23 protein-coding genes are annotated in these 25,841 nt (G+C 63.7%); 11 read left to right on the top strand and 12 right to left on the bottom strand.

Features of this window, described 5'->3' with window-relative positions; translation table 11 throughout:
* Window positions 1-33 precede the first annotated feature (33 nt).
* The 5 genes from ABIB73_RS15355 to ABIB73_RS15335 all read right to left on the bottom strand — a co-directional run bounded on the left by ABIB73_RS15355 (window position 34) and on the right by ABIB73_RS15335 (window position 6,805).
* The gene (locus ABIB73_RS15355; RefSeq protein ID WP_354225181.1) at window positions 34-999 is read right to left on the bottom strand and encodes a sugar ABC transporter substrate-binding protein; all 966 of its coding nucleotides are present in this window, start codon (window positions 997-999) and stop codon (window positions 34-36) included.
* A 12-nt stretch (window positions 1,000-1,011) separates the two neighbouring features.
* Complete coding sequence (locus ABIB73_RS15350; RefSeq protein ID WP_354225180.1) at window positions 1,012-3,552, bottom strand: branched-chain amino acid ABC transporter ATP-binding protein/permease; 2,541 nt, start codon at window positions 3,550-3,552, stop codon at window positions 1,012-1,014.
* Window positions 3,549-4,424 (bottom strand): branched-chain amino acid ABC transporter permease, encoded by an 876-nt coding sequence (locus ABIB73_RS15345; RefSeq protein WP_354225179.1) that lies wholly within the window; start codon window positions 4,422-4,424, stop codon window positions 3,549-3,551. Before ABIB73_RS15345 ends, ABIB73_RS15350 begins: the two co-directional genes overlap by 4 nt.
* Window positions 4,425-4,506: 82 nt before the next feature.
* Entirely contained in the window at window positions 4,507-5,751 is a 1,245-nt protein-coding gene (locus ABIB73_RS15340; RefSeq protein ID WP_354225178.1) for an ABC transporter substrate-binding protein, read from the bottom strand.
* 142 nt (window positions 5,752-5,893) lie between these two features.
* Entirely contained in the window at window positions 5,894-6,805 is a 912-nt protein-coding gene (locus tag ABIB73_RS15335; protein ID WP_354225177.1) for an IclR family transcriptional regulator, read from the bottom strand.
* A gap of 229 nt (window positions 6,806-7,034) precedes the next feature.
* Between ABIB73_RS15335 and ABIB73_RS15330 the strand changes: the two genes are divergently transcribed.
* Genes ABIB73_RS15330 through ABIB73_RS15320 form a run of 3 tightly spaced genes read left to right on the top strand, consistent with a single transcriptional unit; the run spans window position 7,035 to window position 9,996 of the window.
* Complete coding sequence (locus ABIB73_RS15330; RefSeq protein WP_354225176.1) at window positions 7,035-8,834, top strand: thiamine pyrophosphate-binding protein; 1,800 nt, start codon at window positions 7,035-7,037, stop codon at window positions 8,832-8,834.
* A 49-nt stretch (window positions 8,835-8,883) separates the two neighbouring features.
* On the top strand, window positions 8,884-9,588 hold the full coding sequence (locus ABIB73_RS15325) for an SDR family oxidoreductase (RefSeq protein ID WP_354225175.1): 705 nt from the start codon (window positions 8,884-8,886) through the stop codon (window positions 9,586-9,588).
* A 24-nt stretch (window positions 9,589-9,612) separates the two neighbouring features.
* Window positions 9,613-9,996 carry a cupin domain-containing protein gene (locus ABIB73_RS15320; protein WP_354225174.1) on the top strand — a complete coding sequence of 128 codons (384 nt, stop codon included), beginning with the start codon at window positions 9,613-9,615 and terminating at the stop codon, window positions 9,994-9,996.
* A gap of 4 nt (window positions 9,997-10,000) precedes the next feature.
* On the opposite strand, the gene ABIB73_RS15315 is transcribed toward ABIB73_RS15320, so the two are convergent.
* The 3 genes from ABIB73_RS15315 to ABIB73_RS15305 form a co-directional block, all read right to left on the bottom strand.
* Window positions 10,001-10,954 carry a lytic transglycosylase domain-containing protein gene (locus ABIB73_RS15315; RefSeq protein ID WP_354225173.1) on the bottom strand — a complete coding sequence of 318 codons (954 nt, stop codon included), beginning with the start codon at window positions 10,952-10,954 and terminating at the stop codon, window positions 10,001-10,003.
* 567 nt (window positions 10,955-11,521) lie between these two features.
* The gene (locus ABIB73_RS15310; protein ID WP_354225172.1) at window positions 11,522-12,379 is read right to left on the bottom strand and encodes a VOC family protein; all 858 of its coding nucleotides are present in this window, start codon (window positions 12,377-12,379) and stop codon (window positions 11,522-11,524) included.
* A gap of 158 nt (window positions 12,380-12,537) precedes the next feature.
* Window positions 12,538-13,731, bottom strand: coding sequence for a urate hydroxylase PuuD (locus tag ABIB73_RS15305; protein ID WP_354225171.1), 1,194 nt, complete (start codon window positions 13,729-13,731; stop codon window positions 12,538-12,540).
* A 236-nt stretch (window positions 13,732-13,967) separates the two neighbouring features.
* Between ABIB73_RS15305 and ABIB73_RS15300 the strand changes: the two genes are divergently transcribed.
* Entirely contained in the window at window positions 13,968-15,299 is a 1,332-nt protein-coding gene (locus ABIB73_RS15300; protein ID WP_354225170.1) for a PQQ-dependent sugar dehydrogenase, read from the top strand.
* A 146-nt stretch (window positions 15,300-15,445) separates the two neighbouring features.
* Here the strand turns inward: ABIB73_RS15300 and ABIB73_RS15295 are convergent, their stop codons facing one another.
* The 3 genes from ABIB73_RS15295 to ABIB73_RS15285 are packed head-to-tail and all read right to left on the bottom strand — an operon-like array spanning window position 15,446 to window position 17,637.
* Entirely contained in the window at window positions 15,446-16,246 is an 801-nt protein-coding gene (locus ABIB73_RS15295; protein ID WP_354225169.1) for an SDR family NAD(P)-dependent oxidoreductase, read from the bottom strand.
* Between the two features lies 1 nt (window position 16,247).
* A complete protein-coding gene (locus tag ABIB73_RS15290) occupies window positions 16,248-16,802 on the bottom strand; it encodes a carboxymuconolactone decarboxylase family protein (protein ID WP_354225168.1) in 555 nt (184 codons plus the stop codon).
* 22 nt (window positions 16,803-16,824) lie between these two features.
* Window positions 16,825-17,637 carry an SDR family NAD(P)-dependent oxidoreductase gene (locus tag ABIB73_RS15285; RefSeq protein ID WP_354225167.1) on the bottom strand — a complete coding sequence of 271 codons (813 nt, stop codon included), beginning with the start codon at window positions 17,635-17,637 and terminating at the stop codon, window positions 16,825-16,827.
* A gap of 232 nt (window positions 17,638-17,869) precedes the next feature.
* Between ABIB73_RS15285 and ABIB73_RS15280 the strand changes: the two genes are divergently transcribed.
* The 4 genes from ABIB73_RS15280 to cyoD are packed head-to-tail and all read left to right on the top strand — an operon-like array spanning window position 17,870 to window position 21,720.
* The gene (locus tag ABIB73_RS15280) at window positions 17,870-18,703 is read left to right on the top strand and encodes a cytochrome ubiquinol oxidase subunit II family protein (RefSeq protein ID WP_354225166.1); all 834 of its coding nucleotides are present in this window, start codon (window positions 17,870-17,872) and stop codon (window positions 18,701-18,703) included.
* Window positions 18,693-20,693, top strand: a complete 2,001-nt coding sequence (gene cyoB / locus ABIB73_RS15275; RefSeq protein WP_354225165.1) for a cytochrome o ubiquinol oxidase subunit I — start codon at window positions 18,693-18,695, stop codon at window positions 20,691-20,693. Before ABIB73_RS15280 ends, cyoB begins: the two co-directional genes overlap by 11 nt.
* Entirely contained in the window at window positions 20,693-21,334 is a 642-nt protein-coding gene (locus tag ABIB73_RS15270; RefSeq protein ID WP_354225164.1) for a cytochrome (ubi)quinol oxidase subunit III, read from the top strand. The genes cyoB and ABIB73_RS15270 overlap by 1 nt, the downstream gene beginning before the upstream one ends.
* Window positions 21,331-21,720, top strand: a complete 390-nt coding sequence (cyoD, locus tag ABIB73_RS15265; protein WP_354225163.1) for a cytochrome o ubiquinol oxidase subunit IV — start codon at window positions 21,331-21,333, stop codon at window positions 21,718-21,720. Before ABIB73_RS15270 ends, cyoD begins: the two co-directional genes overlap by 4 nt.
* 221 nt (window positions 21,721-21,941) lie before the next feature.
* Here cyoD and ABIB73_RS15260 read toward each other — a convergent pair whose 3' ends face one another.
* Complete coding sequence (locus tag ABIB73_RS15260; protein WP_354225162.1) at window positions 21,942-22,730, bottom strand: thermonuclease family protein; 789 nt, start codon at window positions 22,728-22,730, stop codon at window positions 21,942-21,944.
* Between the two features lie 201 nt (window positions 22,731-22,931).
* On the opposite strand from ABIB73_RS15260, the gene ABIB73_RS15255 reads away from it, so the two are divergent.
* The 3 genes from ABIB73_RS15255 to ABIB73_RS15245 all read left to right on the top strand — a co-directional run bounded on the left by ABIB73_RS15255 (window position 22,932) and on the right by ABIB73_RS15245 (window position 25,827).
* Window positions 22,932-24,530 (top strand): GMC family oxidoreductase, encoded by a 1,599-nt coding sequence (locus ABIB73_RS15255; protein WP_354225161.1) that lies wholly within the window; start codon window positions 22,932-22,934, stop codon window positions 24,528-24,530.
* Between the two features lie 7 nt (window positions 24,531-24,537).
* Window positions 24,538-24,987, top strand: a complete 450-nt coding sequence (locus ABIB73_RS15250) for a hypothetical protein (RefSeq protein ID WP_354225160.1) — start codon at window positions 24,538-24,540, stop codon at window positions 24,985-24,987.
* Between the two features lie 75 nt (window positions 24,988-25,062).
* Window positions 25,063-25,827 (top strand): gluconate 2-dehydrogenase subunit 3 family protein, encoded by a 765-nt coding sequence (locus ABIB73_RS15245; protein WP_354225159.1) that lies wholly within the window; start codon window positions 25,063-25,065, stop codon window positions 25,825-25,827.
* The last annotated feature ends 14 nt before the right edge of the window (window positions 25,828-25,841 follow it).

The raw sequence follows: 25,841 nt of genomic DNA, 5'->3' as shown, positions 1-25,841 counted from the left end.
TTTTGTCCGGGAGCACGAGCCGGCGCGGCGCGGTCACCGGACGACCTCGCTCCAGTCCGGGCAATTGCGCTGCGGCACCGGCACCAGCCAGGCCTGGTAGTTCGACTTGTCGATGACGTCGGCGGGAAGCATGATCTTCTCCGGCAGCGGTTCGTGCCGGAGATAGCGCAGCGCGGCTGAGGTCGCGATGCAGCCGATCTTGAACATGTTGAAGTCGACGCTGGCGAGCATGTTGCCGGCCTCGATCTGCTTCACCGCCGGCAGGATGCCGTTGATGCCCATCACGATGGCGTGGCGATCGGCGTCCTTCAGCGCCTCCAGCACGCCGAGCGCCATGCTGTCGTTCGCCGACAGCACGGCATCGATTGACGAATGGTCTTTCAGGAATTGCGCCATGACGCGCTTCGCGTCGGTTTGCTGATAGTTGCCGACCCCGGACGCAAGCACTTCGATGCCGGGATATTCGGCGAAGGCGCGCTTGTAGCCGCGCAAGCGCTCGCGGTTGGTCGGCGCGCTCGCCGTGCCCTCGATCACGACGATTTTGCCCTTGCCGCCGATCTTCTCGAACAGATAGCGAGCCTCGCGATAGCCGATCTCGAGATCATCGGCGCCGACATAGGTGACGAAGCTGCCGGGCAGCGGATTGGACGCGAGCACGACCGGGATATTGGCCTCATTCATTCGCTTGACGGACTCGACCATCGCGACATCATCGACGGGAATGAAGACGACCACGCTGGGGCGATCCTTTAGCACCTGTTCCACCATCGCCTTCTGCTCGTCGACGTTGTCGGGCTGCTTCGGCACGAAGTGAACGGTCCGCGCGCCGGCGGCGGCGGCCGCCTTGTCGGCTGCGATGCGGAACGCCTCATAGGCGGGATTGGTGGTGTTCTTGGTGAAGACGGCGATGACCGGCGTGTCGTCCCCGCACGCGATGTTGCTTGCGAGGATGTTGCAGCCGAGCAGGAGTGCGGTGAGAAGGCGCACGGCAAAAAGCATGGTAAGGCTCCGCTACAGCCACAGGATCTGCTTCCGATAGCCGAGATCGTCCAGTAGCGGCGCCGCCGGCCCCTGGTGGAACACGGCGCCGCGCTCCAGCGCAAAGACGCGATCGGCCAGCGCCAGCACGAGGTCGAGATTGTGCTCGACAATCACGATCGACATGTGCCGGCGAAGCTGATCGAACACCCTGAACAGTTCCAGCGTCACCGCCGGCGCGAGGCCTTCAAAGGGCTCGTCGAGCAGCAACAGGCGCACGTTACCCGACATCGCACGCGCAACTGCGACCATCTGCTGCTCGCCGCCGGAGAGATAGTCGGCGGCGATGTTCATGCGCTCTTTCAGCCGCGGGAAGTGATGCAGGATCTGCTCCTCGTTCCACACCACGCCGTCGCTGCCGTCGGTCTTGCGCGCGAGGCGGCCGAGCGCGAGGTTTTCGCGCACGGTCATGCCGGCGAACAGGCCGCGCCCCTGCGGCACATAGCCGATGCCGCGGCGTGCGATGTCGGGGGCGGGCAGGCTTGCGATATCCTTACCGCGATATTCGATCGTGCCCGATGCCGCCGGCACGAGGCCGGCGACGGTCTTCAAGAGCGTTGACTTGCCGGCGCCGTTGCGGCCCAGCAGCGCGACGATCTCGCCCTCGCGCACGTCGAGCGCGGCGTCGTTCAGAATATGGCTCTTGCCGTAGAACGTGTTGACGCCGTCGAGGCGCAGCACGGTCTCGTGCACGCCGGTTTCCTCGTTGCTGCGCCGATGCGCGACGGCCGGAATGCCCTTGCCGGTATAGATCTCCTGCACCCGCAGGTCGGCTCGCACTGCGCTCGGGCAGTCGGACATCAGGACCTCACCCTGGTTCATCACGGTGACGACCTGCGAGAAGCCGAGCACGCGGTCGATGTCGTGCTCGACGATCAGCACGGGAATGTTGGCCGCGATGTTCTTGACGAGGTTGGAGACCCGCTCGCGCTCGGCCGCGGCAAGGCCCGCGAGCGGCTCGTCGAGCAGCAGCACCTGCGGCTTGGAGCCGAGCGCTATGCCGAGATCGACCAGCCGCTGCCCGCCATAGGAAAGCTCGCCGCCCTCGATCTCCTCGATGCCTTCGAGCCCGAGGAATTTTGTCAGCGCGGCGGTCTCGGCATGGATGTCCTCGTACGCGTCGATGTCGTTCCAGATGTTGAAGCGCATCGGGCGGCGCGCCTGCAGTGACAGGCGCAAATTCTCGTAGATCGTCAACCCGCGAAACAGATTGGTGATCTGGAACGAGCGCGCCAGCCCCTGATGGCAGATCGCATTTGCCGGCACGCCGGCGATGTCGCGCCCCTGGAGTCGGATGGTGCCTTGATCTGGCGCATAGAGGCCGGAGACCAGATTGAACAGCGTGGTCTTGCCGGCGCCGTTGGGCCCGATCAGCGCGTGAATCTCGCCGGCAGCGACGTTGATGCTCGCATTCTCGACGGCGCGGATGCCGCCGAACTTTCTTGAGACGCCGCTGACTTCGAGCACAGTGCCTTCAAGGGATTGCGGTCGGAGGAAATCAGGCAACGGCAGGCCGTCATAAATCTTGCGCCGGCTCATGGCGGCCGTTTCTTCCGCGGGCGGACGAAGGCGCCGCATGATCAACGAGCCGATCCCGACGAGGCCGCCGGGCGAATACATCACGAAGGCCACGAAGGTGAGACCGAACCAGAATAGCCAGTCCGACGTCCAGATCGAGAACAGTTCGCGGAACAGGATGAAGAACACCGCGCCGAGCGCGGGCCCGAGCAGGCTGCGCATGCCGCCGATGACGACCATGGCCAGCAGCTCGCCGGCGAACGGCACGGAGACGGCTTCGGCCGAGACGAGATAGTTCAGGAACGCGATCAGCGCGCCGGCAAGGCCGGTCACCACCGCCGAGATCACGAATACTGCGAGCTTGTAGCGCTCGACCGGATAACCCTGAAAGCTCGCGCGCAACTGGTTCTCGCGGATCGCCACCAACACATGGCCAAACGGTGAGCGCACCAGGCGCATGAGCACGTAGAGTACGATGAGTCCGATGGCCGCGACGACCGCGTAATAGTTCAGCGCGCTGTCGAGGCTGATGGGACCGATCTCGCCGCGCTTCAGCCCGCCGAGCCCATCCTCGCCGCCGGTCAGGCTCGTCCAGCGGAAGGCGGTGGTGTAGACGAGCGCGGCGAGCGCGAGCGTCAATAGCGAGAAATAGACGCCGCGCCGGCGCAGGATCAGCAGGCCTGTTACGGCCGATGCGATCGCGACGACGACCATCGACAGCAACAGCGGCAACCAGATCGCTCCGGGGAAGAAGCGAAGCTGGATCAGGCCGGCCGCATAAGCGCCGATGCCGAACCAGGTGCTGTGGCCGAACGAGACGAGGCCGGTATAGCCGATGCAGAGATTGAGCCCCATCGCTGCGATTGCGAGGCCAAGCATCCAGCTGCCTGTATTGAGCGACAGGCCCAGCGCCCTCAGCACGAACGGCAGCGCGACGACTGCGACCGCCGCGATTACGAGCGGCCTGAGCCTGTCGATGGTCGAAGCGCTCCTCATTCGAACTTCTCGATGCGTTCGCCGAGCAAGCCGCGCGGGCGCACCAGCAGCACCAGAAACATCAGAATGTAGATCGAGGCTTCACCCGCGGCCGGCTCGAAATGGATGGCGATGCCGCGCACGACGCCGACAAGGAGTGCCGCGATGATGACACCCCAGAAACTGCCGAGCCCGCCGATGACCACCACGACGAAAGCAACCGTCATGATATCCGCGCCCATCGCGGGGTGCACCGTCGTAATCGGCGCGAAGAAGGCACCGCCAAGCGCGGCCAGGCCGACGCCGAGCATGACGATCGCCGTCATGTAGGGCTGGAGCCGGATGCCGAGCGCTGCGACCATGTCCGGCCGCTGAATGCCGGCGCGGACCACGCGTCCGAACGAGGTATTGTGCAGCAACAGCCAGATGCCGAGCAGTATAGCTGCGACCACGCCAAGGATCAGGAGGCGGTAGCGCGAAAACAGGAAGTCGCCGACGATCACCGAGCCGCGAAAGCTTTGCGGAATCTCGGTCGACACAGGAGCCGCGCCCCAGATCATGCGGATTGCCTGCTCGGCAACCATTGCGAGGCCGAAGGTCACGAGCAGGCTGAGGATCGGGTCGGCGGTGTAGAAGCGGCGCAGGATGAAGCGTTCGAACAGGATGCCGAGCAGCGCGACCGCGAGCGGCGAGATGATGACGGACGCGCCGAAGCCGAGGCGTTTCGTCAGCTCGACGCAGATGTAAGCACCGAGCGCGTAGAAGGCGCCATGCGCGAGATTGACGATGCCGCCGACCGAGAAAATCAGCGACAGCCCAAGCGCGATGAGCAAATAATAGCCTCCGAGCACGAGGCCATTCACCACCTGTTCCAGCAAGAACTCGAACTGCATGTTGCGTCCATCGCCTCGACACAAACGGCGCCGGCAGGGCCGGCGCCGTTGACGCCAATCGGCCTTGCCGCGCGAGCGCGCGTCAGGCCTTCATCTCGCAGGGGTTCTGTTCCTTGGTCGGATAGATCGTCTCCAGCGGATCATTCGCCGCCGGCACCGCATCGCCGAGCACCAGCATGTCCCACTGGTCCTTCATCTGGTCCTTTGGCTTCACGGTGAACGGATAGGCCTCCTGCACGAGCTGATGATCCCAGGAGCGGAAATAGGCTTTTCGCGCTTTGCCGATCTCGAACTGTGCCTGCTTCTCGAAATAGCCGATCAACTCGCCGCTGTCGGTCGACTTCGTGGTGTTGATCGCCTCCGCAAGCAGTTTCAGCGTGACATAGTCGATCCAGGCGTGGTTCTCCGGCGGCTTGCCGTATTTCTTGCTGAACGCCGCGACGAAAGCCTGCGACGTTGGATTTGTCAGCGTGTGATACCAGACCGTCGGCCAGGTGCCGCTGAGATTGCCGGCGCCGGCGGCCCAGGCGTCGCCGGTATTGAGGTTGAAGCCGACCAGCGGGTAGGGGAAGCCGAACTCGGCATATTGCTTGACCAGATTGGTGACCTGGTTGCCGGCGAGGTTGCAGCAGACCACGTCGGGCTTGGCCTGCCGCACCTTCAGCAGATACGGACTGAAATCGGTGACGTCGGTCGCGATCAGCTCGTCGCCGATCAGGTTGGCGTCATGCGCGCCGAAGAAGGTCTTCGCGGCCTTCAGGAGGTCGTGGCCGAAGATGTAGTCGGCCGTCAGCGTGAAGAACTTCTTGCCCTTCACCATGCCCTTCTGCGACAGCGCGGTGCCGACCGCGTTCACCATCACGGTGTTCGGGATGTCGCAGTGGAACGAGTATTTGTTGCAGTTCTTGCCGCGCAGCGCGTCCGACCGCGCACCGGTCGAGAAGAACACCTTCTTGTTGCGCTCGGCGACCTGCATGATGGTGAGCGAGGAGGCCGAGGAGATCTCGCCGAGCAGCACCACGGCGCCGTCCTGCTCGAGCATGCGCTGCGCCTTGGTCGCGGCGGTGGCCGGATTGATCGAGTCTTCCGAGAGCAGGTCGATCTGCTTGCCTAAAATGCCGCCCGACTGGTTGATCTCCTCCGCCGCGAGTTTCACGCCCAACCGAGCGTAGCTGCCGATCACGCCGAGGAAGCCGGTCAGTGGTGTGAGGTGCCCGATCCGGATCTTCTCGGCCTGCGCCTTTACGATCGCGGGAAACCCAAGTGCGGATGCGCTAGCGAATGCGGCGCCCGCGCGTAACAACGTCCGTCGGCTGGTGCGGATCATGTCTGTCTCCTCCCCGGGTGCATCGCGTGCCTCCCTGCAAAACCGATCATCCGGTATTGTGAGAGGCATTCTTCTAATGCTGGAGGATAATCCCGAACGCGGTCGCTGGTGTCAACCGGCAAAATAGTCGCTTGCACGCGTCTCAGGCTTTTTGCGTGAGCGCCTTTTGCGCCGTGCCCTTGGCGCCGAATTCGGCCGACAGGCGATCGGCTGCGGCCTGCACCACCTGCGCACTGGCGTGCAGCGCTTGGTTGGAAAGCCGCCAGATCGGGCCGGAAATGCCGAGCGCGCCGATCACTTGGCCGGTGAAATCGGTAACGGGAACGGCGACGCAGCGCACTTCCATGTTGAACTCGCCGTCGTCGAAGGCGACGCCGGTGCGCTGCACTTCGGCAATCTCGCGCATCAGCGCGCCGACATCGCTGATGGATTTTGGCGTCGACGGTTTCAGTTCCACACGATCGATGAACCGTGTGAGCTGCTCGGGACGCAGTGAAGCGAGGATGATCTTGCCGAGCGCGGTGCAATGGGCGGGGCGCACCACGCCGACGCGGTCGGTCAGCTGAAACGCGCCGGGGCCGCTGGTCCGGGCGATGACGACCACTGCATCGCCCATCCGCACGGCAAAATGGCTGCTTTCGCTGGTCTGGCGCGACAGCTCCTCCAGCACCGGAGTAGCGACATTGACCATCTCGATCTCGTCGAGCGCGCTTGCCGCGAGCGCGAACAGCGGACGACCGATGCGGTAGCGCTTGTTGTCCTTCTCCTGGCGGAGGTAGCCGAGCGAGACCAGCGTCTTTGCCAGATGAAAGGTCGTCGAGTTGTGCAGGCCGACGAGCTTGCTGAGTTCCGCAAGCCCGATCCCCTCGCGGTGACGCGCCACCTCTTCCAGGATCGAGAAGGCCCGGCCGAGCGACTGAACGCCGCCGACCCGCTGCTTGTCGTCGGCCTCGTCGTCGCCATTGGCTTGCGGCGCTGGGATGAGTTTGGCGATCGCGGCCTTGCGTGGGCTTGCAGGCTTCTCGCCGGTAGCGGGCTTGGTATGCGATCTCAAGGACAAGGTCCCCTCCGGTGAATCGTCATGGCTTCGTTGTTTCGACAGTAGCACGCAACCAGCGCAGCCGTCGGCGCGGAGCCTCGCGTTTCCTCAAGACAACAGCCTATCACAATATAAATTGACGTACAGCATTATGAGAAATAGGGTGCCCGCGGCCCAATGATGACCGGCCGCGTTCTCCGCATCGGTACAGAAGAAGTCGTCGGGCCGAGAGGGAGACCGGTTGATGTCGCGAAACATGCTCAATGGCGCCCAGGTCATTGTCGATTATCTGATCCAGGAGAAGGTGCCGCAGGTGTTCGGGCTCTGCGGCCACGGCAACATCCAGTTCATCGACGCGCTGTACGAGCGCTCATCCGAGATCAAGACGATCTCCGTGCATCACGAGAGCGTCGCCGGCTTCATGGCTGACGTCTACTACCGCGTCTCCGGCAGACCGACCGCGACCTTCACCTCCTGCGGACCGGGCTCGGCCAATTTGCCGATCTCGCTCGCCAACGCGTTTCTCGATTCCGTGCCGTTCATGGCGATCACCGGCAACGTGCCGACCAGCCAGTTCAATCGTGGCGCGTTCCAGGAAATGTACCGGCACTATCAGGCCGACTTTCCGTCCACCGTGCGGACGATGTGCAAGAAGGTGTTTCAGCCGACGCGCGGCGAGATGGTGCCGCTCGCGGTACGGCAGGCCTGGAAAACCATGGTCACGGGGCGGCCGGGGCCCGTGGTGATCGACGTGCCCTTCGACGTCTTCATGGAGGCTGCGGCGGAGGAAGCGCCGAAGGCTGCCGAGTGGAGCGCGAATATCTCGAGTCGCTGCGGGGCCGACCCTGAAGGCGTTGAGAAAGCGGTCGACATGCTGCTCGCGGCCGAGCGGCCGGTGATGCTGGTCGGGCAGGGCGTGCGCTACGGCGGTGCCGCGGACGAGTTGCGCAAGCTTGCCGAGCGGCTTCAGATTCCGGTTGCGGCGTCCGCCAGCGGGCTTGGCGCGCTGGACGTCAATCATCCGCTTGCGCTCGGCCTTGTCGCGCGTGCCGGACACTATCAGGCCAATCACGCAACCCGCCAGGCCGACGTGCTGCTCGCGCTCGGCGTTCGCTTCGACGACCGCACCTCCAGTTCGTGGATCCCCGGCTATTCCTTCACGATCCCGCCGACGCGGCTGATCCATGTCGACATCGATCCCGAGGAGATCGGCCGCAACTATCCCGTTGCGCTCGGGCTGATGGCCGACGTCCGCACCTTCCTTCGGCAGGTGCATGCCGAGCTCGACCGCCGCGACAACCTCTTCAAGAAATCCGACGCGCGTAAAAAATGGCTGGCGCAGATCGATGGCTATCGCAAGGAGTGGGACAAGTTCGTGGCGCCCGGCTTTTCCGATGACACCACGCCGATCAATCCGCAGCGCGCGGCGGCCGAGATCGACAAGGCGCTGCCGGAGGATGCGATCCTCGTCTCCGACATCGGCGTGCATCACAACTGGCTGCTCGGCTTCTGCAAGCCGAAGCGGCCAGACTCGCTGATCGGCTCGATGGGATTTGGCCCGATGGGCTTTGGCGTGGCTGGCGTGATGGGCGCAAAGTTCGCGGCGCCCGACCGGCCCTGCGTGTCGGTCTGCGGCGACGGTGCCTTCTTCATGCATGCCAACGTGCTGGGTACGGCGGTCGAGTACAATCTGCCCGTGGTCTGGGTGGTCTGGAATAATTACGCCTACGCCTCGATCCGCGGGCTACAGCGCGGTTATCTCGGCGGGCGCGAGCTCGCGACCGATTTCAAGCATCCGGAGACGGGCGAACGTTATAATCCCGACTTCGCGGCGATGGCGCGCTCCTGCGGCGTCGAAGGCGTGCGGGTCGATCGCGCCGGAGATCTTGGCGAGGCGATCCGCAAGGGCATCGCCGCCAACAAGCCCTATCTGATCGACGTCGACATCGCGGCCGACGTCAATCCGGTTGGCGCCGGCGTCTGGGAACTGCCTGGCCTCGGCCAGAGCAAGGCCGGTATCGGCACGCGCTTCCAGCCGGGCTGATCGCGCGGCCCGCAGATCCACAAAACAAAAAGATATCGGGGAGATGGGAATGACGCTCGCAGGCAAGAAAATCGTCGTGATTGGCGGCTCCTCAGGCATCGGTCTCGCCACGGCGGAACTGGCCAAGGCGCAAGGCGCTGACGTCATCATCGCCTCGCGCAGCGCTGCGAAGCTCGATCCCGTTGCCGAGCGGCTGAAGGTGACGGCGATTCCTACCGATGTCACCAGCGACGAGAGTGTTGTCGAACTGTTCCGCCGCACCGGTCCTGTCGATCACGTCGTGCTCACAGCTGCGCAACTTCGTACCGGTCCGTTCAAGACGGTCGCGATGGACGATGTGCGCGCCACCATGGAAGGCAAGTTCTGGGGCGCCTGGCGCGTCGCACGCGAGGCCGAGATTCGTCCGGGCGGCTCGCTGACACTGGTCACTGGTTTCCTCAGCGTCAGGCCACGACCGAATTCGGCGATCATCAGCGCTGCCAACGGCGCGCTGGAATCGCTGGCCCGTGCTCTCGCGCTCGAGCTTGCGCCGGTGCGTGTCAACGCAGTGTCGCCCGGCGTGATCGACACGCCGATCCGGGCGGCGATGCCTGAAGCTGCGCGAAAGGAGATGCTGGCGAAGACGGCGGCTGCTCTGCCCGTCGGCCGCGTCGGCATGGCCGAGGACATCGCCCGGCAGATCGCAAGCTTCATGACCAACGGCTTTGCCACGGGCTCGATTGTCTATATCGACGGCGGCGCGCTGGTGAATTGAGACGCGTGAAAAGGGAGCACGATCATGGCCGAGGAGAGCAACGGCGCCTTCATCCGCAACATCGCCGAAGTGCCCTGGCGGGAATTCCCCAATCATTTCGGCGGCGCGCTGTCAAAGCCGCTGGTGATGCCGGAGACCGCGGGCTCGCGCCACATCGACTACCGCATCTCGATGTACCAACCGATGGCCCATGTCGCGCGTCATCATCACAAGGTGCAGGAGCAGGTCTATCACGTGCTCGAAGGCGAGGGGCTGATGGAGATCGCGGGCAGGAACCATGTCGTGCGCAAGCACGACGTGATCTTCCTGCCGCCTGGCGTCGAGCACGCGATCTCGAATTCGGGCCTGACCGATCTCGTGTTCCTGGTGGTGACCTCGCCGGTGACGGACGACGAGAAGCCGGTCTGACCGGTTAGCGATCGCTCGATGCGACGCGGACGGCGCGGGCCTTTGCGCTCTTTCCGGCCGCACGCGCCGCGATCATGCCGCGCGCCTTGCCATGGCCCGCGGCACTCTTGCGCAGCAGCGATGCGAACCGCTTGCGTGCACGGTTGGCCGAGAGCTGCGCCGCCAACTGCTCGGCCTTGCGAATGATGGTTGCGATCGAGGGCGTCAGGTTCACCGGAACCCAGGCGACATCCTTCGTCTTGGAGAGACTGCCGACGCCTTCGCAGGGAGCTTCGCGCGGCAAGTCGATGCGGATCGCGAGCGCTTCCGAGCGCTCGGTCCAGTCCTCGGCCTTGGTGCCGGTGATGATGCGGACATAGTCGCGCGTCTCGCGGGGCAGTTCGCTCTCTCTGGCGAGCCACTTCTGGATGCGACCCGGCCCGGCGTTGTAGGCCGCCGCGGCGAGGCCAAGATTGCCGAAATCGTCGCGGAGCTTGCGCAGGAATTTTGCTGATGCGGGCAGCGCCTTCATCGGATCGAAGGGATCATCGAGCCCGACCTCAGCGGCCGTTTCGGGCATGAACTGCGCCACGCCCTGCGCGCCGGCCTGGCTGACCTCATTGGAGCGAAAGCGGCTCTCCTGCCAGAGCAGGCGGGCGAAGAACGGCACCGGAATGCCGCTGGCTTCAGCCGCTTCCCTCAGCGCGCGACAGAATTGTTCGGTTGGCGAAGCCGGAGTCTGCGGTGCGAACTCAATCACGCGCGCCGCCTCGTTGGTTTCCTCGTACGACGCGCGCGCGTTCGCCAGTTCGATGGCTTGCACGCTCGCAAGGAAGAGCTCGACGACCGGAACAAGTGGGGAGGCTTGATTGTTCTGAACAACGGCGTCGTCGAAGGTTGATGTTTGCCGGGACACCGAAGGATCGAGGTCGCACATCAGAATCAGAAACGCGGCGCAAGCCGCGATGACAAATCGCATTGCGTGGGCAACCTCAAACTGTGGGGGAACGACCAGCGCCTGCGCCGGTGACAACGACTTCTTAACCGCAATTGCGGCGAAGCTGCGATTCCGGGAGACCGCCGGTGTTAGTACGGTGTTCCCACAGCAGGATATGCGACTTCGGCCCCGCGGATCTACGGAACCGCAGGGAAATGCGACGCTGCAAACTACGTCGGGGTAGGCGAGCGGCGGCTACGGCTTGGGAAAATCCTTCCGCATTGCTATCTCTGCGGCGTCGCCGGGCGACAGCACGGTCTGCTCGAAGGCCGCTTGCGGCTTCGTCATGATGTCGTAGAGCGAGATGCCCTTGATCGGCCTCCCGATAAGCTTGCGGACGCAATCGGCGAGCGTGCCGTTGTAGACGAGATAGGGCGGACCTCGGTCCTTCTGCCTCTCGCCCTTCAGGGACGGCCATTTCTTCAGTTCGGCCGGCGCGTCATAGGCGACCGGTCAGCCTTCCTTAAACATGCGTTTGGCCCCGGGCGGCTTGGACTGCCCGGAATCCTAAAGCCGCGGGGTCAACACACGTTAAAGAACAGGTTCAAATCAGCCGGCAATGAAGGCGAGCAGTGTGCCGTTGGCCTTGGCAGGCGGTACGCAGATCGCGGCCCCGCTGCGCAGCGCGACCGGCCCCAGCGCCTTCTCGGTGACCGCCAAATCGCCGCTGACAAGCACCAGCGCCGCGCCGCCGCGCTCGGACAGACCTGCGAGCGGCACGCCGGGATAGCGTTTGCCGAGTTGGTCCAGCGTCAGATAGACGAAGTCGGCGCGATCGCCGCCGGAGGGCACCGTGACCGCGCCGTCGGCTTCCGCCTTCGGCGCGCGGTCGATCAGCCGCCCCAGATGTGCGGCTTCCTTGGCGGGCTCAGGCGTTGCGATCAGCGCCTGCTTGATGCGCTTGGCCGCATTGGCGTGCTTCATCAACTCGGGAATCCACACGGTGTCGCGGGTCTTGTGCTGGCAGGCGAAGATGCGCACGCCACCCGGCGCTTCCACGGTCGGCCACATGAAGGTACGGAATTTTGCGGCTGAGATCGTGCCGTTCGGCAGCGTCACCGGCCGCTCGAAATCGGTAGGACCGATCGGCGTGAGGCCACGCGCGCGGATCTCCTCGGCGCCGGCGGCGGAATCGACCGCGGTGAAGGCGATGCGCTCGATGCCTTCGCCGCGCCTGTCGAGGAAGGCGCGTGCCGGTGCATTATGCTCGGTCGCAGCCAGGACGCCGAGCAGCTCCATATAGTCCGGGTCGAACATGATGGTGTAGTTGCCGGTCCCCATATGCGCGCTGTGGGTGCCGCGCGGCGAGATCGTGAAGCCGAGCTGCCTGTAGTTTTCGGCGGCCTTGTCGAGGTCCTGAACCATGACCACGGCGTGGTCGATACCGATGACGTTCTTGAGGGCCACTGTTCTTTCCCCACTACGAATGCACACTGACTTTGGACGGCGACCTTGGCCGCCGGTCCTATCTATGCTGGATAGGCGATCAAGTCATTTTCAAATCGGCGGGAAATGCGGAATTTCATTCCGCCAAAAGCTCGATCGACACACGAGGGCCGATGCCGTCAGCGATCCTGCTCGCTGATATAGGCAGCGAGGATGGCGCGTTCCTCGCTGGTCATTTCCGTGATGTTGCCCGGTGGCATCGCAGTCGACCATGCGGCCACGCGGCCGATCAGGCGGATGTTGCGATGGATGTGCTCGGGAGCGTCGAGCAAAATGCCCTTCGGCGCGGTCACGATGCCGGCCCAGACCGGCTCGGCCGCGTGGCACATGCTGCAGCGGGACATCACGATCTCCTCGACATTGGCGACCGTGGGCTGCGCCGACAGCGCGCCCGTCTTCACCTCGCGCGGGCCGGCCGCGGAGAGGAAGAAGATCGCGATCGCGCCCACTGCTGCCACGGCCCACACCCACCACGGCGATTTGCGCCCCGCATGCCGCTCGTTGAAGAAATGGCGGATCACAGGCCCCAGCGCCAGCACGATCGCGACGATGATCCAGTTGAAGCGTGTCGCATAGAGCAGGGGATAGTGGTTGCTGATCATCAGCACGACCACGGGGAGCGTCAGATAGTTGTTGTGGACCGAGCGCTCCTTGCTGGTCTTGCCGTATTTCGGATCGGGCGCCTTCCCCGCGATCAAGGCGGCTACGATCTTCTTCTGGTTCGGAATGATCACCGCGAAAACGTTGGCGACCATGATGGTGCCGATGATCGCGGCGATCTGGTTGAAGGCGCCGCGGCCGCTGAGGACGTGCGTGAAAGCGTAGGTCAGCGCAACCAGGAAAAGATAGCCGCCGATGGCAAAGGGCAGCTCGCGCTGCGCAAGACCGGTGCGGCAGGCGACCTCGTAAAGCAGCCACGCCAGCGCGAGGCTGCAAAAGCTGAACAGTCCGGCCTGAACCGGCGTCAGATCGAGGATCGACTTGTCGACCAGGAACAGGTCGGCGTCGAGATAATAGACCACCACCATCAGCGCGAAGCCGGACAGCCAGGTGGTGTAGGCCTCCCATTTGAACCAGGTCAGCTCCTCCGGCATCTGGTGAGGTGCCACCAGATATTTCATGATCCGGTAGAATCCGCCGCCATGGACCTGCCAGGCCTCGCCCTGCACGCCGTCTGGCAGGTCAGACTTCGGCTTCAGGCTGAGATCGAGATGGATGAAATAGAAGGAACTGCCGATCCAGCCGATCGCCGCCACCACGTGCAGCCAGCGCAGCAGCAGGCTCGCCCATTCCGATAAAATCGATCCCCACATGATCACCCCATCAATCGCGACATCGATGCCGCAGCTTTGATGACCGCAACCGGCGGCCGTGCCCCTACAATGTGTCGCACCGATCAGGCGCATTTTCCAGTACGATGGGTCGCGGCTGATGCACATCGTGCGGGCATGAGCTGACGTGGGATTCGGCAGGTACGTGACCTGCCTCCGAGCGTTTGCGGGTGGATAGGCATTGACGTTTGAGACGGGCAGGCCGGGAGGAATACGGCGTGAAATACAGGATATGGTCCGCGGCGATGTCTGCGGGGCTGCTGGTCGCCGCTGTGGCCAGCGCGCCGGCCGAGCCGGTGCTGCAAGGCAAGGACGCCTACGGCAATTGGCAGTCCGACAAGCCCGGCACGGTCCGGCTGATCCAGCCGCAGGACCTCGCCAAGCCCGGTGCCACGCCGTCGGTTGCGAGCTTCCCGCGCGTAGTGCCGCGGCCGCCGGAGGCAGCGCTACAGGTGCCGGCCGGTTTCAGGATAGACCTGTTTGCCGAAGGTCTGCGCGGTCCGCGGATCGTTCGCGTTGCGCCGAACGGCGATGTGTTCGTGGCGGAGATGCGGGCAGGCAATATCCGCGTGCTTCGCGCCGGAGACGGCGGCAAGGTCGCGACCAACGAGGTCTTTGCCGGGGGCCTGAAGCAGCCCTTCGGCATCGCCTTCTTTCCGAACGGCGACAATCCGCAATGGGTCTATATCGCCAATACGGATAGCGTCGTCCGCTTTCGCTATCAGGCCGGCGATCTTAAGGCGCGGGGCAAGGCTGAGACGATCGTCGCAAACCTGCCGCATGACGGCGGCCACTCCACGCGCGACATCGTCTTTACGCCGGACAACAAGCGCATGCTGGTGTCGGTCGGCTCGCTCAGCAACGTCGCTGAGGGCATGGGTAATCCGCCGGGCGGATTGGATGCCTGGTCGCGAACGCAGCCGTTGGGAGCGGCCTGGGCAAGCGAGACCGAGCGCGCCACCGTGCTTGCCTTCAATCCGGACGGCAAGGAACGGAAGATCTACGCCACCGGTATCCGCAACTGCGTCGGTCTTGCAATTCAGCCGCAGACGGGCCTGCCCTGGTGCTCGACCAACGAGCGCGACGGCCTCGGCGACGATCTCGTGCCCGACTATGTGACCAGCTTGAAGGAGGGCGCGTTCTACGGCTGGCCGTGGTTCTATATCGGCAACAATGAAGACCCGCGCCACGCCGGCGCGCGGCCGGACCTCAAGGACAAGGTGACGATCCCCGACGTGCTGGTGCAGCCGCATTCGGCCTCGCTCGGCATGAGCTTCTATCAGGGCACGCAGTTTCCATCCGAGTACCAGGGCGACGCCTTCGCCGCCGAGCACGGCTCCTGGAACCGATCGAAGCGCACAGGCTACAAGGTGATCCGCATCAGGATGAAGGACGGCAAGCCGACGGGAGAGTACGAGGATTTTGTCACAGGGTTTGTCGTGAACGATGCCGAGGTCTGGGGGAGGCCGGTCGGGGTCGCGGTGACGAAGGATGGATCGTTGCTGATCTCGGAAGATACTGGCGGCACGATCTGGCGGGTGACGCATTAGCAATCGCGCGGCGGCGAGCGGAATTTGCGAGAGCAAACTCCGGGTGCGGGGGACCCTCCGCGAGTCCAACTGTCATCGTCGTTGTGGAAGCAGTCCCTCACCCCAACCCTCTCCCCGTAAGAACGAGGAGAGGGGGAAGAAAGTGCTCACCCCCGTCTCACGCTCGCTCCGCCATCCACCGGCAGTGTCACGCCTGTAATAAAATTCGCTTCATCCGACGCCAGGAACAGTGCGGCGTTCGCCACGTCCCACCCCGTGCCCATCTTCTTTCGCAGCGGCACCTTGCTGTCGCGCTCGGCTTCGACTTCGGCGCGGGTCTTGTGCCATTCGCGGGCGCGGGTGTCGACGGCCATTGGCGTGTTCATCAGGCCCGGCAGAATGACGTTGGCGCGGATGCCGTATTCGGCGTTCTGGTAGGCGAGCTGTTCGGTGAAGGCGATCATCGCCGATTTCGTCGCCTTGTAGGCGACGTAAGGATAGGTCGTGATTGCGGCCATCGAGGAGATATTGATGATCGCGCCGCTGTTCTGCGCACGCATGATGGGGATCACCTCTTTCGCCGCAAGGATGCAGCTCTTCAGATTGATGGCGACGACGCGGTCGAAGGCTTCTTCGGTCAGTTGAAGCAATTCGGCATCGCCGCCGGACAGGCTGACGCCGACATTGTTGTGCAGCACGTCGATCCGGCCCCAGCGCGACTGCGCGTCCGCCACCATCGCTTTGATGTCGGCGGATTTGGTCACGTCGGCCTTGAAGGCTGCGGCGCTGCCCTGCTTCGCAGCGATCATCGCGGCGGTTTCCTGCGCCGACTCCAGATGATGATCGACGCACAGCACTTTCGCACCCTCGCGCGCGAAAGTCAGCGCGGTGGCGCGGCCGTTGCCCATGCCTTCGCCGGGGCTTTGCCCGGCGCCGACCACGATTGCGACCTTGTCTTTCAGGCGCATGTCAATTCACTCCCGGGATCGGGTACTGTTGCAGTACCTCTTTATAATAGGGCTCGTTGTCGATCTTCATGGTGGCGAGCACGCGCACCACGTCGCAATAGAAGGCGATGGTCAGAACGAGGTCTACCATGTGCTCATCGGAGAGATGCTGTTTGATCTCGGAGAAGGTTGCATCTGACATCGCGAGTTCGCGCACCATCTCGCGGGCGCCTTTCAGGATCGCTTTTGCCAAGGGCTCAAGCTTCGAGGGTTTGCCCTCGGTCTCCGCCATCAGGCCCGCAATATCCTCGTCGGTGACGCCGAACTCCTTGCCGATCTTCACATGGTGGGTGAACTCGTACTCCGACTTCTCCATCCAGCCGACCTGGAGGATGGCGAGCTCCCGCAGGCGCGGGTCGAGCTTGCTCTTGAAACGGATATAGCCGCCGATGCCGTTGAAGGCGCGCGCCATTTCCGGCGAATTGACCAGCAGCTTGTGCAGATTGGTGTTGCGCTTGAGCATGTCGCGATATTCGGGCGCGACCTGGTCGGCCTCGAGATAGGGCAGGCGGGCCATCCCTGGTGTTCCTTTCAGTGTTTCAGTGTTCTTGTGATTCACGTTCGGGGGCTTGCAGCGTCACGCCGCCATCGACGACCAGCACCTGGCCGGTGATGTAGCGCGAAAAATTGCTGAGCAGGAATTTGACCGCGTGGCCGACGTCCCAGCCGGTGCCTTCGGTTTTCAGCACGGAGGCCTTGGCCCGCTGGGCGCGCGCCTGCTCGCTCATGCCGCGGGCATAGACCATCGGCGTGTACATCGGCCCCGGACAGATGCAGTTGACACGGATATTGTCGCGGCCGTGGTCGACCGCCATCGCGCGGGTCAGCCCGATGATGGCAGCCTTCGAGGTCGTGTAGGTCGTGAGCCCGCGCGGGCGCAGTGCCGAGATCGAGGAGATGTTGACGATCGCGCCGCCCTTCGCGGTCCTGATCATGGCGGGGATCGCGTGCTTGGAGAGCAGGAACATGGTCTCGACATTGACCTGCATGACACGGCGATATTGCTCGGGCGCTTCATCCACCACGCTGCCGCGGCTGCCGATGCCGACATTGTTGTCGAGGAAGTCGAGCCGGCCCCAGCGGTCCAGCGCAGCTTCGACCAGGGTCTCGCAATCGCCCTCGCTGGTGACGTCGCCGCCATGGGCTGCGGCCGTGCCGCCCTCGGTAGTGATCATCTCGACGGTGCGCTCGGCGAGCTTGAGGTCGCGATCGGCCACCAGCACTTTCGCGCCGGCGCGGGCGAGCAGAATTGCTGCGGCGCGGCCGTTGCCAATGCCATCGCCCGCGGCGCCGCCACCGCTGATCAGCGCCACCTTGCCGGCGAGGCCGGCATCGTCCTCAGGGCCCTGCATGGTGTTCCGTCCCTTATTTTTTGAGGACGATAGCAACGGGGTACGGGGATGAGAAGGCCGGTCGTCACGCGCTCATGTCATTGACATCGCATGGAATTGCATGCCGCCGCGCGGCACGGCGCACAATCGACCGGCCGTATCGCGGAACCGACTTCACGCAACTGCGTTTGTTGCTGGGCCTTTTCCGCGTTAGGCTCTTCCTCGGGGTTTCCCAATCGCCAGTGGCTTGCCGATGAATCTGCTCGATCCACAAGGGCCGGTGGCTGCCGCCAACAGCACCATCCTGGTCGATTCCGTCTTCATCATGCTTGCGATCGTGGTGCCAACCATCATCGTGATCCTCGCGTTTGCGTTCTGGTTTCGCGCCTCCAATCCGAAAGCGCAGTTTCAGCCGGACTTCGTCTATTCCGGTCGCGTCGAGATGGTGGTGTGGGCGATCCCCGCGCTCACTGTCATCCTGCTCGGCGGCGTTGCCTGGATCGGCTCGCATAAGCTCGATCCCGCCGTGTCGGTGCCGGGCACCGGCAGCCCAGTGAGGATTCAGGCCGTCTCGCTCGACTGGAAATGGCTGTTCATCTATCCGGACCAGCGCATCGCCACTGTCAATACGTTGACTGTGCCGGCGGGTGCGGAGCTGAACTTCCAGCTGACCTCGTCGAGCGTGATGAACGTGTTCTTCATCCCGCAACTCGGCAGCATGATCTACACCATGAACGGCATGGTGACGCGGCTGAACCTGCGCGCGGATAATGAAGGCAAGCTCCAGGGCCTGTCGGCGCATTTCTCCGGCGACGGTTTTCCGGACATGATGTTCGACGTCAACGTGATCTCGCCGGTCGCCTTTCCCGATTGGGTCGCGGCCACGGCGAAGACCGGCGCCGTGCTGAACGAGGAGAGCTACAAGAAGCTGATGCAGCAGGGCATCGAGAGGGGCAGGCCGACCTATCGCCTCGACGATCCCCGGCTGTTCGACCTGATCGCCACCCAGCACATTCCGCCGGGGCCCGGACCCGAGCTCATCTCCGATGCTGGAAGGCCGCACAGTGGAGGCCATGATGCTCGGTAAGCTCGATTGGTCGGCGATCCCGTTTGGCCAGCCGATTCCGCTCATCGCAGGCGCCGTGGTGCTGGTGGGGATCCTGGCGGTGCTGATCTGGGTCGTGGTGAAGGGGCATCTGCCTTATCTCTGGCACGAATGGATCACCAGCGTCGATCACAAGCGCATCGGCGTGATGTATATCCTGCTGGCCTCGGTGATGCTGCTGCGCGGCGGCAGCGATGCGATCATGATGCGGATCCAGCAGGCGATCGCCTACCAGTCGCAGGGCTATCTCCCGCCGGAGCACTACAACCAGATCTTCTCGGCGCACGGCACCATCATGATCTTCTTCACGGCGATGCCGTTCGTGATCGGGCTGATGAACCTGGTGGTGCCGCTCCAGCTCGGGGTGCGCGACGTCGCCTTTCCGACGCTCAACTCCGTCGGCTTCTGGCTGACCGCGACCGGCGCGCTGCTGGTCAATATTTCGCTCGTGATCGGCGAGTTCGCGCGCACGGGTTGGCTCGCTTTTCCGCCGCTGTCGGAATTGTCGTATTCGCCTGGCGTCGGCGTCGACTATTATGCCTGGTCGCTCCAGATATCCGGCGTTGGCACGCTCGTGGCCGGGATCAATCTCGTCACCACCGTGCTGAAGCTGCGCACTAAGGGCATGAACTATCTGCGCATGCCGATGTTTTGCTGGACCACGCTGGCCTCGAACCTGCTCATCGTCGCGGCCTTCCCGATCCTCACCGCCACGCTCGCGATGCTGCTGCTCGATCGCTATCTCGGCTTCCACTTCTTCACCAACGAAGCCGGCGGCAACGTCATGATGTTCATGAACTTGATCTGGGCCTGGGGACATCCGGAGGTCTACATCCTGGTGCTGCCGGCCTTCGGCATCTTCTCCGAGGTGGTCTCGACCTTTTCCGGCAAGGCGCTGTTCGGCTATCGCTCGATGGTGCTCGCGACCATGGCGATCTGCGTCATTTCCTTCATGGTCTGGCTGCACCATTTCTTCACGATGGGCGCGGGCCCCGACGTCAACGCTATCTTCGGCATCGCCAGCATGATCATTGCGGTGCCGACGGGGGTGAAGATCTACAACTGGCTGTTCACGATGTATGGTGGCCGCATCCGCTTCGCGACGCCGATGCTGTGGGCGGTTGGCTTCATGGTCACCTTCATCATCGGCGGATTGACGGGCGTGCTGGTCGCGGTGCCGCCGGCCGACTTCATGCTCCACAACAGCATGTTTCTGGTGGCGCACTTCCACAATGTGATCATCGGTGGTGTGCTGTTCGGCGCGTTCGCCGGCTTCGAATACTGGTTTCCCAAGGCGTTCGGCTTTCGCCTCGACGAGCGCTGGGGCAAGCGAGCGTTCTGGTTCACCTTCACCGGCTTCTACGTCACCTTCGTTCCGCTCTATATCGCCGGCATGCTCGGCATGACGCGCCGCATGCAGCACTTCGATGTTGCAGCATGGCGGCCCTGGATGATCGTGGCGGCGATCGGCATGGCCGTGCTGACGATCGGGGTGATCTGCCAAATCATGCAGCTCGTCGTCAGCATCCGCAATCGTGAGGCGCTGCGCGATCGCACCGGCGATCCCTGGGATGGCCGCTCGCTGGAATGGGCGACCTCGTCGCCGCCGCCGGTGTTCAATTTCGCGTTCCACCCCGACGTGCGCGGCGAGGACGCCTATTGGGACATGAAGGCTCATGCCCAGCAGCAGTCGCTCGAACACGAAGGGCCAGAATACCAGGACATCGAGATGCCCAGGAACTCGCCAACCGGTTTCGTCTGCGCGTTTTTCGCCACCATTATGGGCTTTGCGCTCATCTGGCACATCTGGTGGATGGTGATCCTGGGCGGCATTGGTGCGTTCGCGACCTTCGTCGTGTTCGCCTGGCGCGACCATGACGAATACGTCATTCCGGCCGCGGAGGTCGCCCGTATCGACCGCATCAATCTCGAGGAGCGACGCAACCTCGTCAGCATGGCGGGGGCACTCTGATGTCAATGACCGCAACCGTCGGCCGCGCCCACGCCGATCCCCATCACATCGGGCTTGTCGTCGAGCATCCCGGCCCCGCATCGAAGCGCATCGTGACGGCCTACGGCTTCTGGGTCTTCCTGCTCTCCGACATCGTGATGTTCTCCTGCTTCTTTGCGGCCTATGCGGTGCTGGTGAGCCAGACCGCCGATGGCCCGAAGGGTTCGGAGATTTTCGAGCAGAGGAATGTCGCGATCGAGACGGTCTGTCTGCTGCTGTCGAGCTTCACTTGCGGCATGGCCAGCATCGCAGCCGATGTGCGCGATCGGTTCTGGTTCTATCTCGGCATGGCCATAACCTGCCTGCTGGGGCTCATATTCCTGGCGATAGAGTTCCGCGAATTCGCCGATCTCGTCGCCCGCGGCTATGGCCCGTCGCGCAGCGCGTTCCTGACCGCGTTCTTCTCGCTGGTCGGGTGCCACGGCCTGCATGTCTCGGCCGGCGTACTCTGGCTCCTTACCATGATGGCGCAGGTGTTCGCCAAAGGCTTTCGCGCCGACGTCTTGCGCCGGATGATGTGTTTTGCGCTGTTCTGGCATGCGCTCGACATCATCTGGGTCGGGGTGTTTTCCGTCGTCTACCTGCTTGGGAGTGGCGTATGAGCGATCAAGCGCAGATGTCTGTCGAACACGACCTCGCGCCGGGCGAGGAAGAGCAACACAGTGTCGGCGCCCGCATCGTCGGCTACGTCGTCGGTCTTGCTCTGGCGCTGTTGCTCACAGCTACGTCGTTCTTCATCGCCGGCACTAACCTGGTCTGGCAGCCCTCCATTCCCGTCGCGCTGATCGTGCTGGCGATCGCGCAGATGGGCGTGCATCTGGTGTTCTTCCTGCACATCACGACGGGGCCTGACAACACCAACAACGTGCTGGCGCTGGCCTTCGGACTGATGGTCGTGTTTCTGGTGGTCGGCGGGACTGTCTGGATCATGGCGCATCTCAATCAGAATATGCCGCCGATGGACCAGATCATGCAGATGCGGAGCTAGAGCGTCTGATCAAAAAAGAAGAGCCGCTTGCGTAAACAAGCGGCCCAAGTCTAGGGAGGAAACGCCCGAGCAAAGACAATCGGGCCGGAGCCGGATTGTCTGCCAAGGAGACGATAGCGCAAGGCGCTACCGCACGTTGTTAGAATTGCAGCAACTCCCGATGGAGATCAATTCCGGGTCAATACGGTCTCAGGCTACCGCACGCACCTGTGAGGGCTTTCTTACTTTGGCCGGCGGCAATTATACGCCTTGCGGAAGCCTGAAGCCTGCGCGTCGTCCTCCGAGCAGAACCAGCGGTCGGGCTTCGTGGTTGCGGCATAGCTCGGGCAGCCCCTTAAGTGATAGATGCCGATGTTGCCTGTGACGCGCGCGCGCACGGCGAGCTTGCCCTTGATGCCGCAGCTCGGCGGCATCGCCAGGTCTTCCGGAAACAGCGCCGCGCGAATCTCCTTGTCACGGTCGGAGCGGCAGGCGGCGCCCAGGAGCGCGCCGTCCTTCTTGCCGGTGCGAAAGTCTTGCGGTGCAACAAAGCAGCCCTTCCAGATGCCGGCCGAAGCCGATTTGGCGTCTGCGGCCGCCGGCTTGACGTTGGCCTTGATCGGTTCGCGCGCGATCGCAAAGCCGAGTTTGATGAGTTGCTCGTTCAAGCTGACCTTGTCGCCCTCGGCCGTGCAGATCGCCCGGTGCCGCTTGCCAAAGTTCTTCTCCGGTCCGACATCGTCGCAGCGCACCGCCCGTCCGCTGATCAGCTTGGTCAGCTGGTCGCGGGCCTCGATGCCGCAGGTCCAGGGATCGGCGTGATCGTCGATGCAGACCTGGTCCAGTTCCGGCGCATCGACGCCGTCGAGCCGGTAGGTGACGTCGCCAAGCTGGATGGAATTGGCGTCCCGCACGGTCGCGGCTGCGGTCAGTGCGGAGGCGGGTCCGGAGGTGGCCAAAAATCCGGACAGAGCGAGAAACAGAACAAGCGCGAAAGCGCGGGTGGTGGCAATGGAATTTCGGAAGGACATACGGTCTCGCTATCGATTGCTCTTTCCTCTCGTTCCTAGCATCCGGACGTGGCAACACCAATGGTCTGCGCCCTGCGAAGTGCGACATTCCGGCCTCGCGGCTTTACTCAGCCGTCGCTCTGATCCTATCGTCCACCGGCCTTGCGAGCCGTGATGGCCGAATCGCCCGGGAAGCGGCGAGGGCGGGAGGATAATGTTGCGATGAAAGACCCCGTGGACGTCCTGATCATCGGCGCCGGCGCTTCGGGCGCCGCCGTCGCATGGTCGCTGGCCGAGACCAAGATGCACATTCTCTGCCTGGAGCAGGGTGGCTGGATGAATCCCGCGGAATATCCGAGCACGGGGCGGGACTGGGAGGCCAAGTTCTACGGCGAGTGGTCGTCGAGCCCGAATGTCCGCTGCCGGCCCGAGGATTACCCGATCAACGACGACAATTCGCCGATCAAGGTCGTCAACTACAACGCGGTCGGCGGCTCGACGGTGATGTACACCGCGCACTGGCCGCGGCTGCATCCCTCCGATTTCAAGGTCAAGACGCTCGACGGCGTCGCCGACGACTGGCCGATCGATTACGACGCGCTGACCCCGTTCTTCGAGGAAAACGACCGTATCATGGGTACGTCCGGCCTGTCCGGCGATCCGCTGTCGCCGCTGACGCATCCGCCGATGCCGCAGCAGCCGCTCGGATTGTCCGGCGCGATCCTCGGCAAGACCATGAACGAGCTCGGCTGGCACTGGTGGCCGTCGGACACGACGGTCGCGACCATGGACTATGAGGGCCGCGCGCGCTGCATCAATCTCGGCCACTGCACGCCGGCCTGCGCGCAAGGCGCGAAATCCTCGACCGACATCACCTATTGGCCGCATGCGGTCCGCGCCGGCGTCGAGCTGCGCACTCATTGCCGGGTGCGCGAGATCACGACCGATGAGAACGGCATGGCTTCGGGCGTGGTCTATTACGACAAGGACGGCGTCGAGCAGTTTCAGCCCGCGCATGTCGTCATCATCGCCTGCAATGGAGTCGGCACACCGCGGCTGTTGCTCAACTCGGCGTCGAGCCGCTTCCCGAACGGCCTTGCCAATTCGTCCGGCCTCATCGGCAAGAACTTGATGTTTCATCCCTACGCGCAGATCTACGGCTATGTGAAGGAGCAGACCGACAGCAACCGTGCGCCGCCGACCTGCCTGTGGAGCAAGGAGTGGTATGACACGGACCTGTCGCGCGGCTTCGTGCGCGGCTACGGCGTTCAGTTCGTGCGCGGGGCAGGACCGGTGTTCGAGGCTGTCGTCAGCGAGCAGAAGGGTATTCTGCCCTGGGGCGCGGATCATCATCGTGTGTTCCGCAAGCTCAACGGCCATCGGTTGGGTTTCTCCGCGATCTGCGAGGATCTGCCGGAGGAGCACAATCGCGTCACGCTCGATCCGGTGCTGAAGGACAGCCACGGCATTCCCGCGCCGAAGATCGATTACACGATCAGCGAGAACAGCCGGAAGATGATGGAGTATGCGCTCGCCCGCGGCCGGGAGGTTCTCGAAACCGCGGGTGCGACCGACATCTGCGTCAATTCGCCGATCCCGTGGGGCGGCTGGCACCTGCTCGGCACCGCGCGAATGGGCACTGACCCCGAACGTTCAGTCGTGAACGAATGGGGCCGCTCGCACGACGTGAAGAATCTCTTCATCGTCGACGGCAGCGTCTTCGTCACCTCGGGCGGGGTCAACCCGACCTCCACCATTCAGGCCATCGCGCTCTACGTCGCCGACCAGATGAAGCAGCGCCTCGCCAATTTGTTCGACTGAGGCAGTCATGTCCGCAGACAATCAACTGACGCGCACCCAACGCGACGATCTCCGCACCATCGCTGCGATGATCGTTCCTGCCAGCGACGAGTACAAGGTGCCCAGCGCCGACGACCCCGCGATCCAGGCAGACATGCTCGCGACGCTCGGCCGCGACTCCAGATTGGTGGCGGCGGCGCTGGACCATCTGGCACGGCTCGCCGGCCAACCGCTCGCCGAGCTCGATGTCGCCAGGCGTGATGCCGTGGCGCAGGAGTTTCGCAGCTCCGGCGGCGCGGCTGCGGCAACGCTCGTTCGCGTCGTGCTGCAATGCTACTACCGCGACGACCGCGTGCTGCGCTCGCTCGGGCTCGAGCTGCGCGCGCCCTTTCCCAAGGGCTACGTGCTTCCCGACGGCGATTGGTCGCTGCTCGATCCGGTGAGGGCACGCGGCGGAACGTTGAGGCGGCCGACATAGCTGCGTCGCACGTCTGAGTGTTTGCGGACCCCGCATTCCGTGCCAGAGTTCGAACAAACAACACGGGGGGTGACGATGGCGGAAGACGGCGACCATTGGTTCGGCAAGCAGCCATCCCGCCCTCGCACCGAAGGCCGAAGCCACTCCGGCGTCACCCGCCGCAGCTTGCTTGCGAGCGCCGCGCTTCTGATCACCGCCTCGGGTGTCAGCGCTCGCACTGTCACGAAAGTGCTGCCGTGGAAGCCGAACGAGGCCTATCCGGTTACGCCGGTCGTGCCCGGCGGCTATCTCTTCTTCACCGCGAATGAAGCGGCCACCATCGATGCCTTCGTCGATCGGCTGATTCCGACCGACGAGCTCGGTCCTGGCGCGAAGGATGCCGACGTCACCACTTTCATCGACCGCCAGCTCACCGGCCCCTATGGCGGGCACGACTGGCTTTATATGCAAGGGCCCTTCCCGCCCAATCCGCTGCCGACGCAAGGTTTGCAATCGCCTCTGACGCCGCGCCAGCAGTATCGGCAGGGACTGGCTGCGCTCGACGCATACTGCACGACCACCTTCAACCGCAGATTCGTCCAGCTCAATGCGGATGAGCAGGACAAGCTCATTGCGGGCCTGGAGAAGGCGGAGATCCAGCTGCCGAACATCTCTAGCAGGATGCTGTTCAACGCGATCTATTCCAACACCATGGAAGGCTTTTTCGCCGATCCGATCTATGGCGGCAATCGCGATATGGCGGGCTGGAAGCTCGTTGGCTTCCCGGGCGTGCGCTACGATTTCCGTGATGTCATCGACAAGCCGAACCGGCCCTACACGCTGCCGCCGGTCAGCATGTAGGGGCGTCCAGCCTG

Origin of the sequence: Bradyrhizobium sp. F1.4.3 (genome assembly GCF_040548375.1) — a bacterium.
Lineage (GTDB): Bacteria > Pseudomonadota > Alphaproteobacteria > Rhizobiales > Xanthobacteraceae > Bradyrhizobium.
The sequence above is the reverse complement of the archived record's forward strand: the minus strand, read 5'-3'. Positions and strand labels throughout refer to the sequence as shown.

Bases quoted from the DNA above. Each gene is read 5' to 3' on its own strand.
- ABIB73_RS15355 (WP_354225181.1), bottom strand. From the start codon at position 999: ATGCTTTTTGCCGTGCGCCTTCTCACCGCACTCCTGCTCGGCTGCAAC.
- ABIB73_RS15350 (WP_354225180.1), bottom strand. From the start codon at position 3,552: ATGAGGAGCGCTTCGACCATCGACAGGCTCAGGCCGCTCGTAATCGCG.
- ABIB73_RS15345 (WP_354225179.1), bottom strand. From the start codon at position 4,424: ATGCAGTTCGAGTTCTTGCTGGAACAGGTGGTGAATGGCCTCGTGCTC.
- ABIB73_RS15340 (WP_354225178.1), bottom strand. From the start codon at position 5,751: ATGATCCGCACCAGCCGACGGACGTTGTTACGCGCGGGCGCCGCATTC.
- ABIB73_RS15330 (WP_354225176.1), top strand. From the start codon at position 7,035: ATGTCGCGAAACATGCTCAATGGCGCCCAGGTCATTGTCGATTATCTG.
- ABIB73_RS15325 (WP_354225175.1), top strand. From the start codon at position 8,884: ATGACGCTCGCAGGCAAGAAAATCGTCGTGATTGGCGGCTCCTCAGGC.
- ABIB73_RS15320 (WP_354225174.1), top strand. From the start codon at position 9,613: ATGGCCGAGGAGAGCAACGGCGCCTTCATCCGCAACATCGCCGAAGTG.
- ABIB73_RS15315 (WP_354225173.1), bottom strand. From the start codon at position 10,954: ATGCGATTTGTCATCGCGGCTTGCGCCGCGTTTCTGATTCTGATGTGC.
- ABIB73_RS15305 (WP_354225171.1), bottom strand. From the start codon at position 13,731: ATGTGGGGATCGATTTTATCGGAATGGGCGAGCCTGCTGCTGCGCTGG.
- ABIB73_RS15295 (WP_354225169.1), bottom strand. From the start codon at position 16,246: ATGCGCCTGAAAGACAAGGTCGCAATCGTGGTCGGCGCCGGGCAAAGC.
- ABIB73_RS15290 (WP_354225168.1), bottom strand. From the start codon at position 16,802: ATGGCCCGCCTGCCCTATCTCGAGGCCGACCAGGTCGCGCCCGAATAT.
- ABIB73_RS15285 (WP_354225167.1), bottom strand. From the start codon at position 17,637: ATGCAGGGCCCTGAGGACGATGCCGGCCTCGCCGGCAAGGTGGCGCTG.
- ABIB73_RS15280 (WP_354225166.1), top strand. From the start codon at position 17,870: ATGAATCTGCTCGATCCACAAGGGCCGGTGGCTGCCGCCAACAGCACC.
- cyoB (WP_354225165.1), top strand. From the start codon at position 18,693: ATGCTCGGTAAGCTCGATTGGTCGGCGATCCCGTTTGGCCAGCCGATT.
- ABIB73_RS15270 (WP_354225164.1), top strand. From the start codon at position 20,693: ATGTCAATGACCGCAACCGTCGGCCGCGCCCACGCCGATCCCCATCAC.
- cyoD (WP_354225163.1), top strand. From the start codon at position 21,331: ATGAGCGATCAAGCGCAGATGTCTGTCGAACACGACCTCGCGCCGGGC.
- ABIB73_RS15260 (WP_354225162.1), bottom strand. From the start codon at position 22,730: ATGTCCTTCCGAAATTCCATTGCCACCACCCGCGCTTTCGCGCTTGTT.
- ABIB73_RS15255 (WP_354225161.1), top strand. From the start codon at position 22,932: ATGAAAGACCCCGTGGACGTCCTGATCATCGGCGCCGGCGCTTCGGGC.
- ABIB73_RS15250 (WP_354225160.1), top strand. From the start codon at position 24,538: ATGTCCGCAGACAATCAACTGACGCGCACCCAACGCGACGATCTCCGC.
- ABIB73_RS15245 (WP_354225159.1), top strand. From the start codon at position 25,063: ATGGCGGAAGACGGCGACCATTGGTTCGGCAAGCAGCCATCCCGCCCT.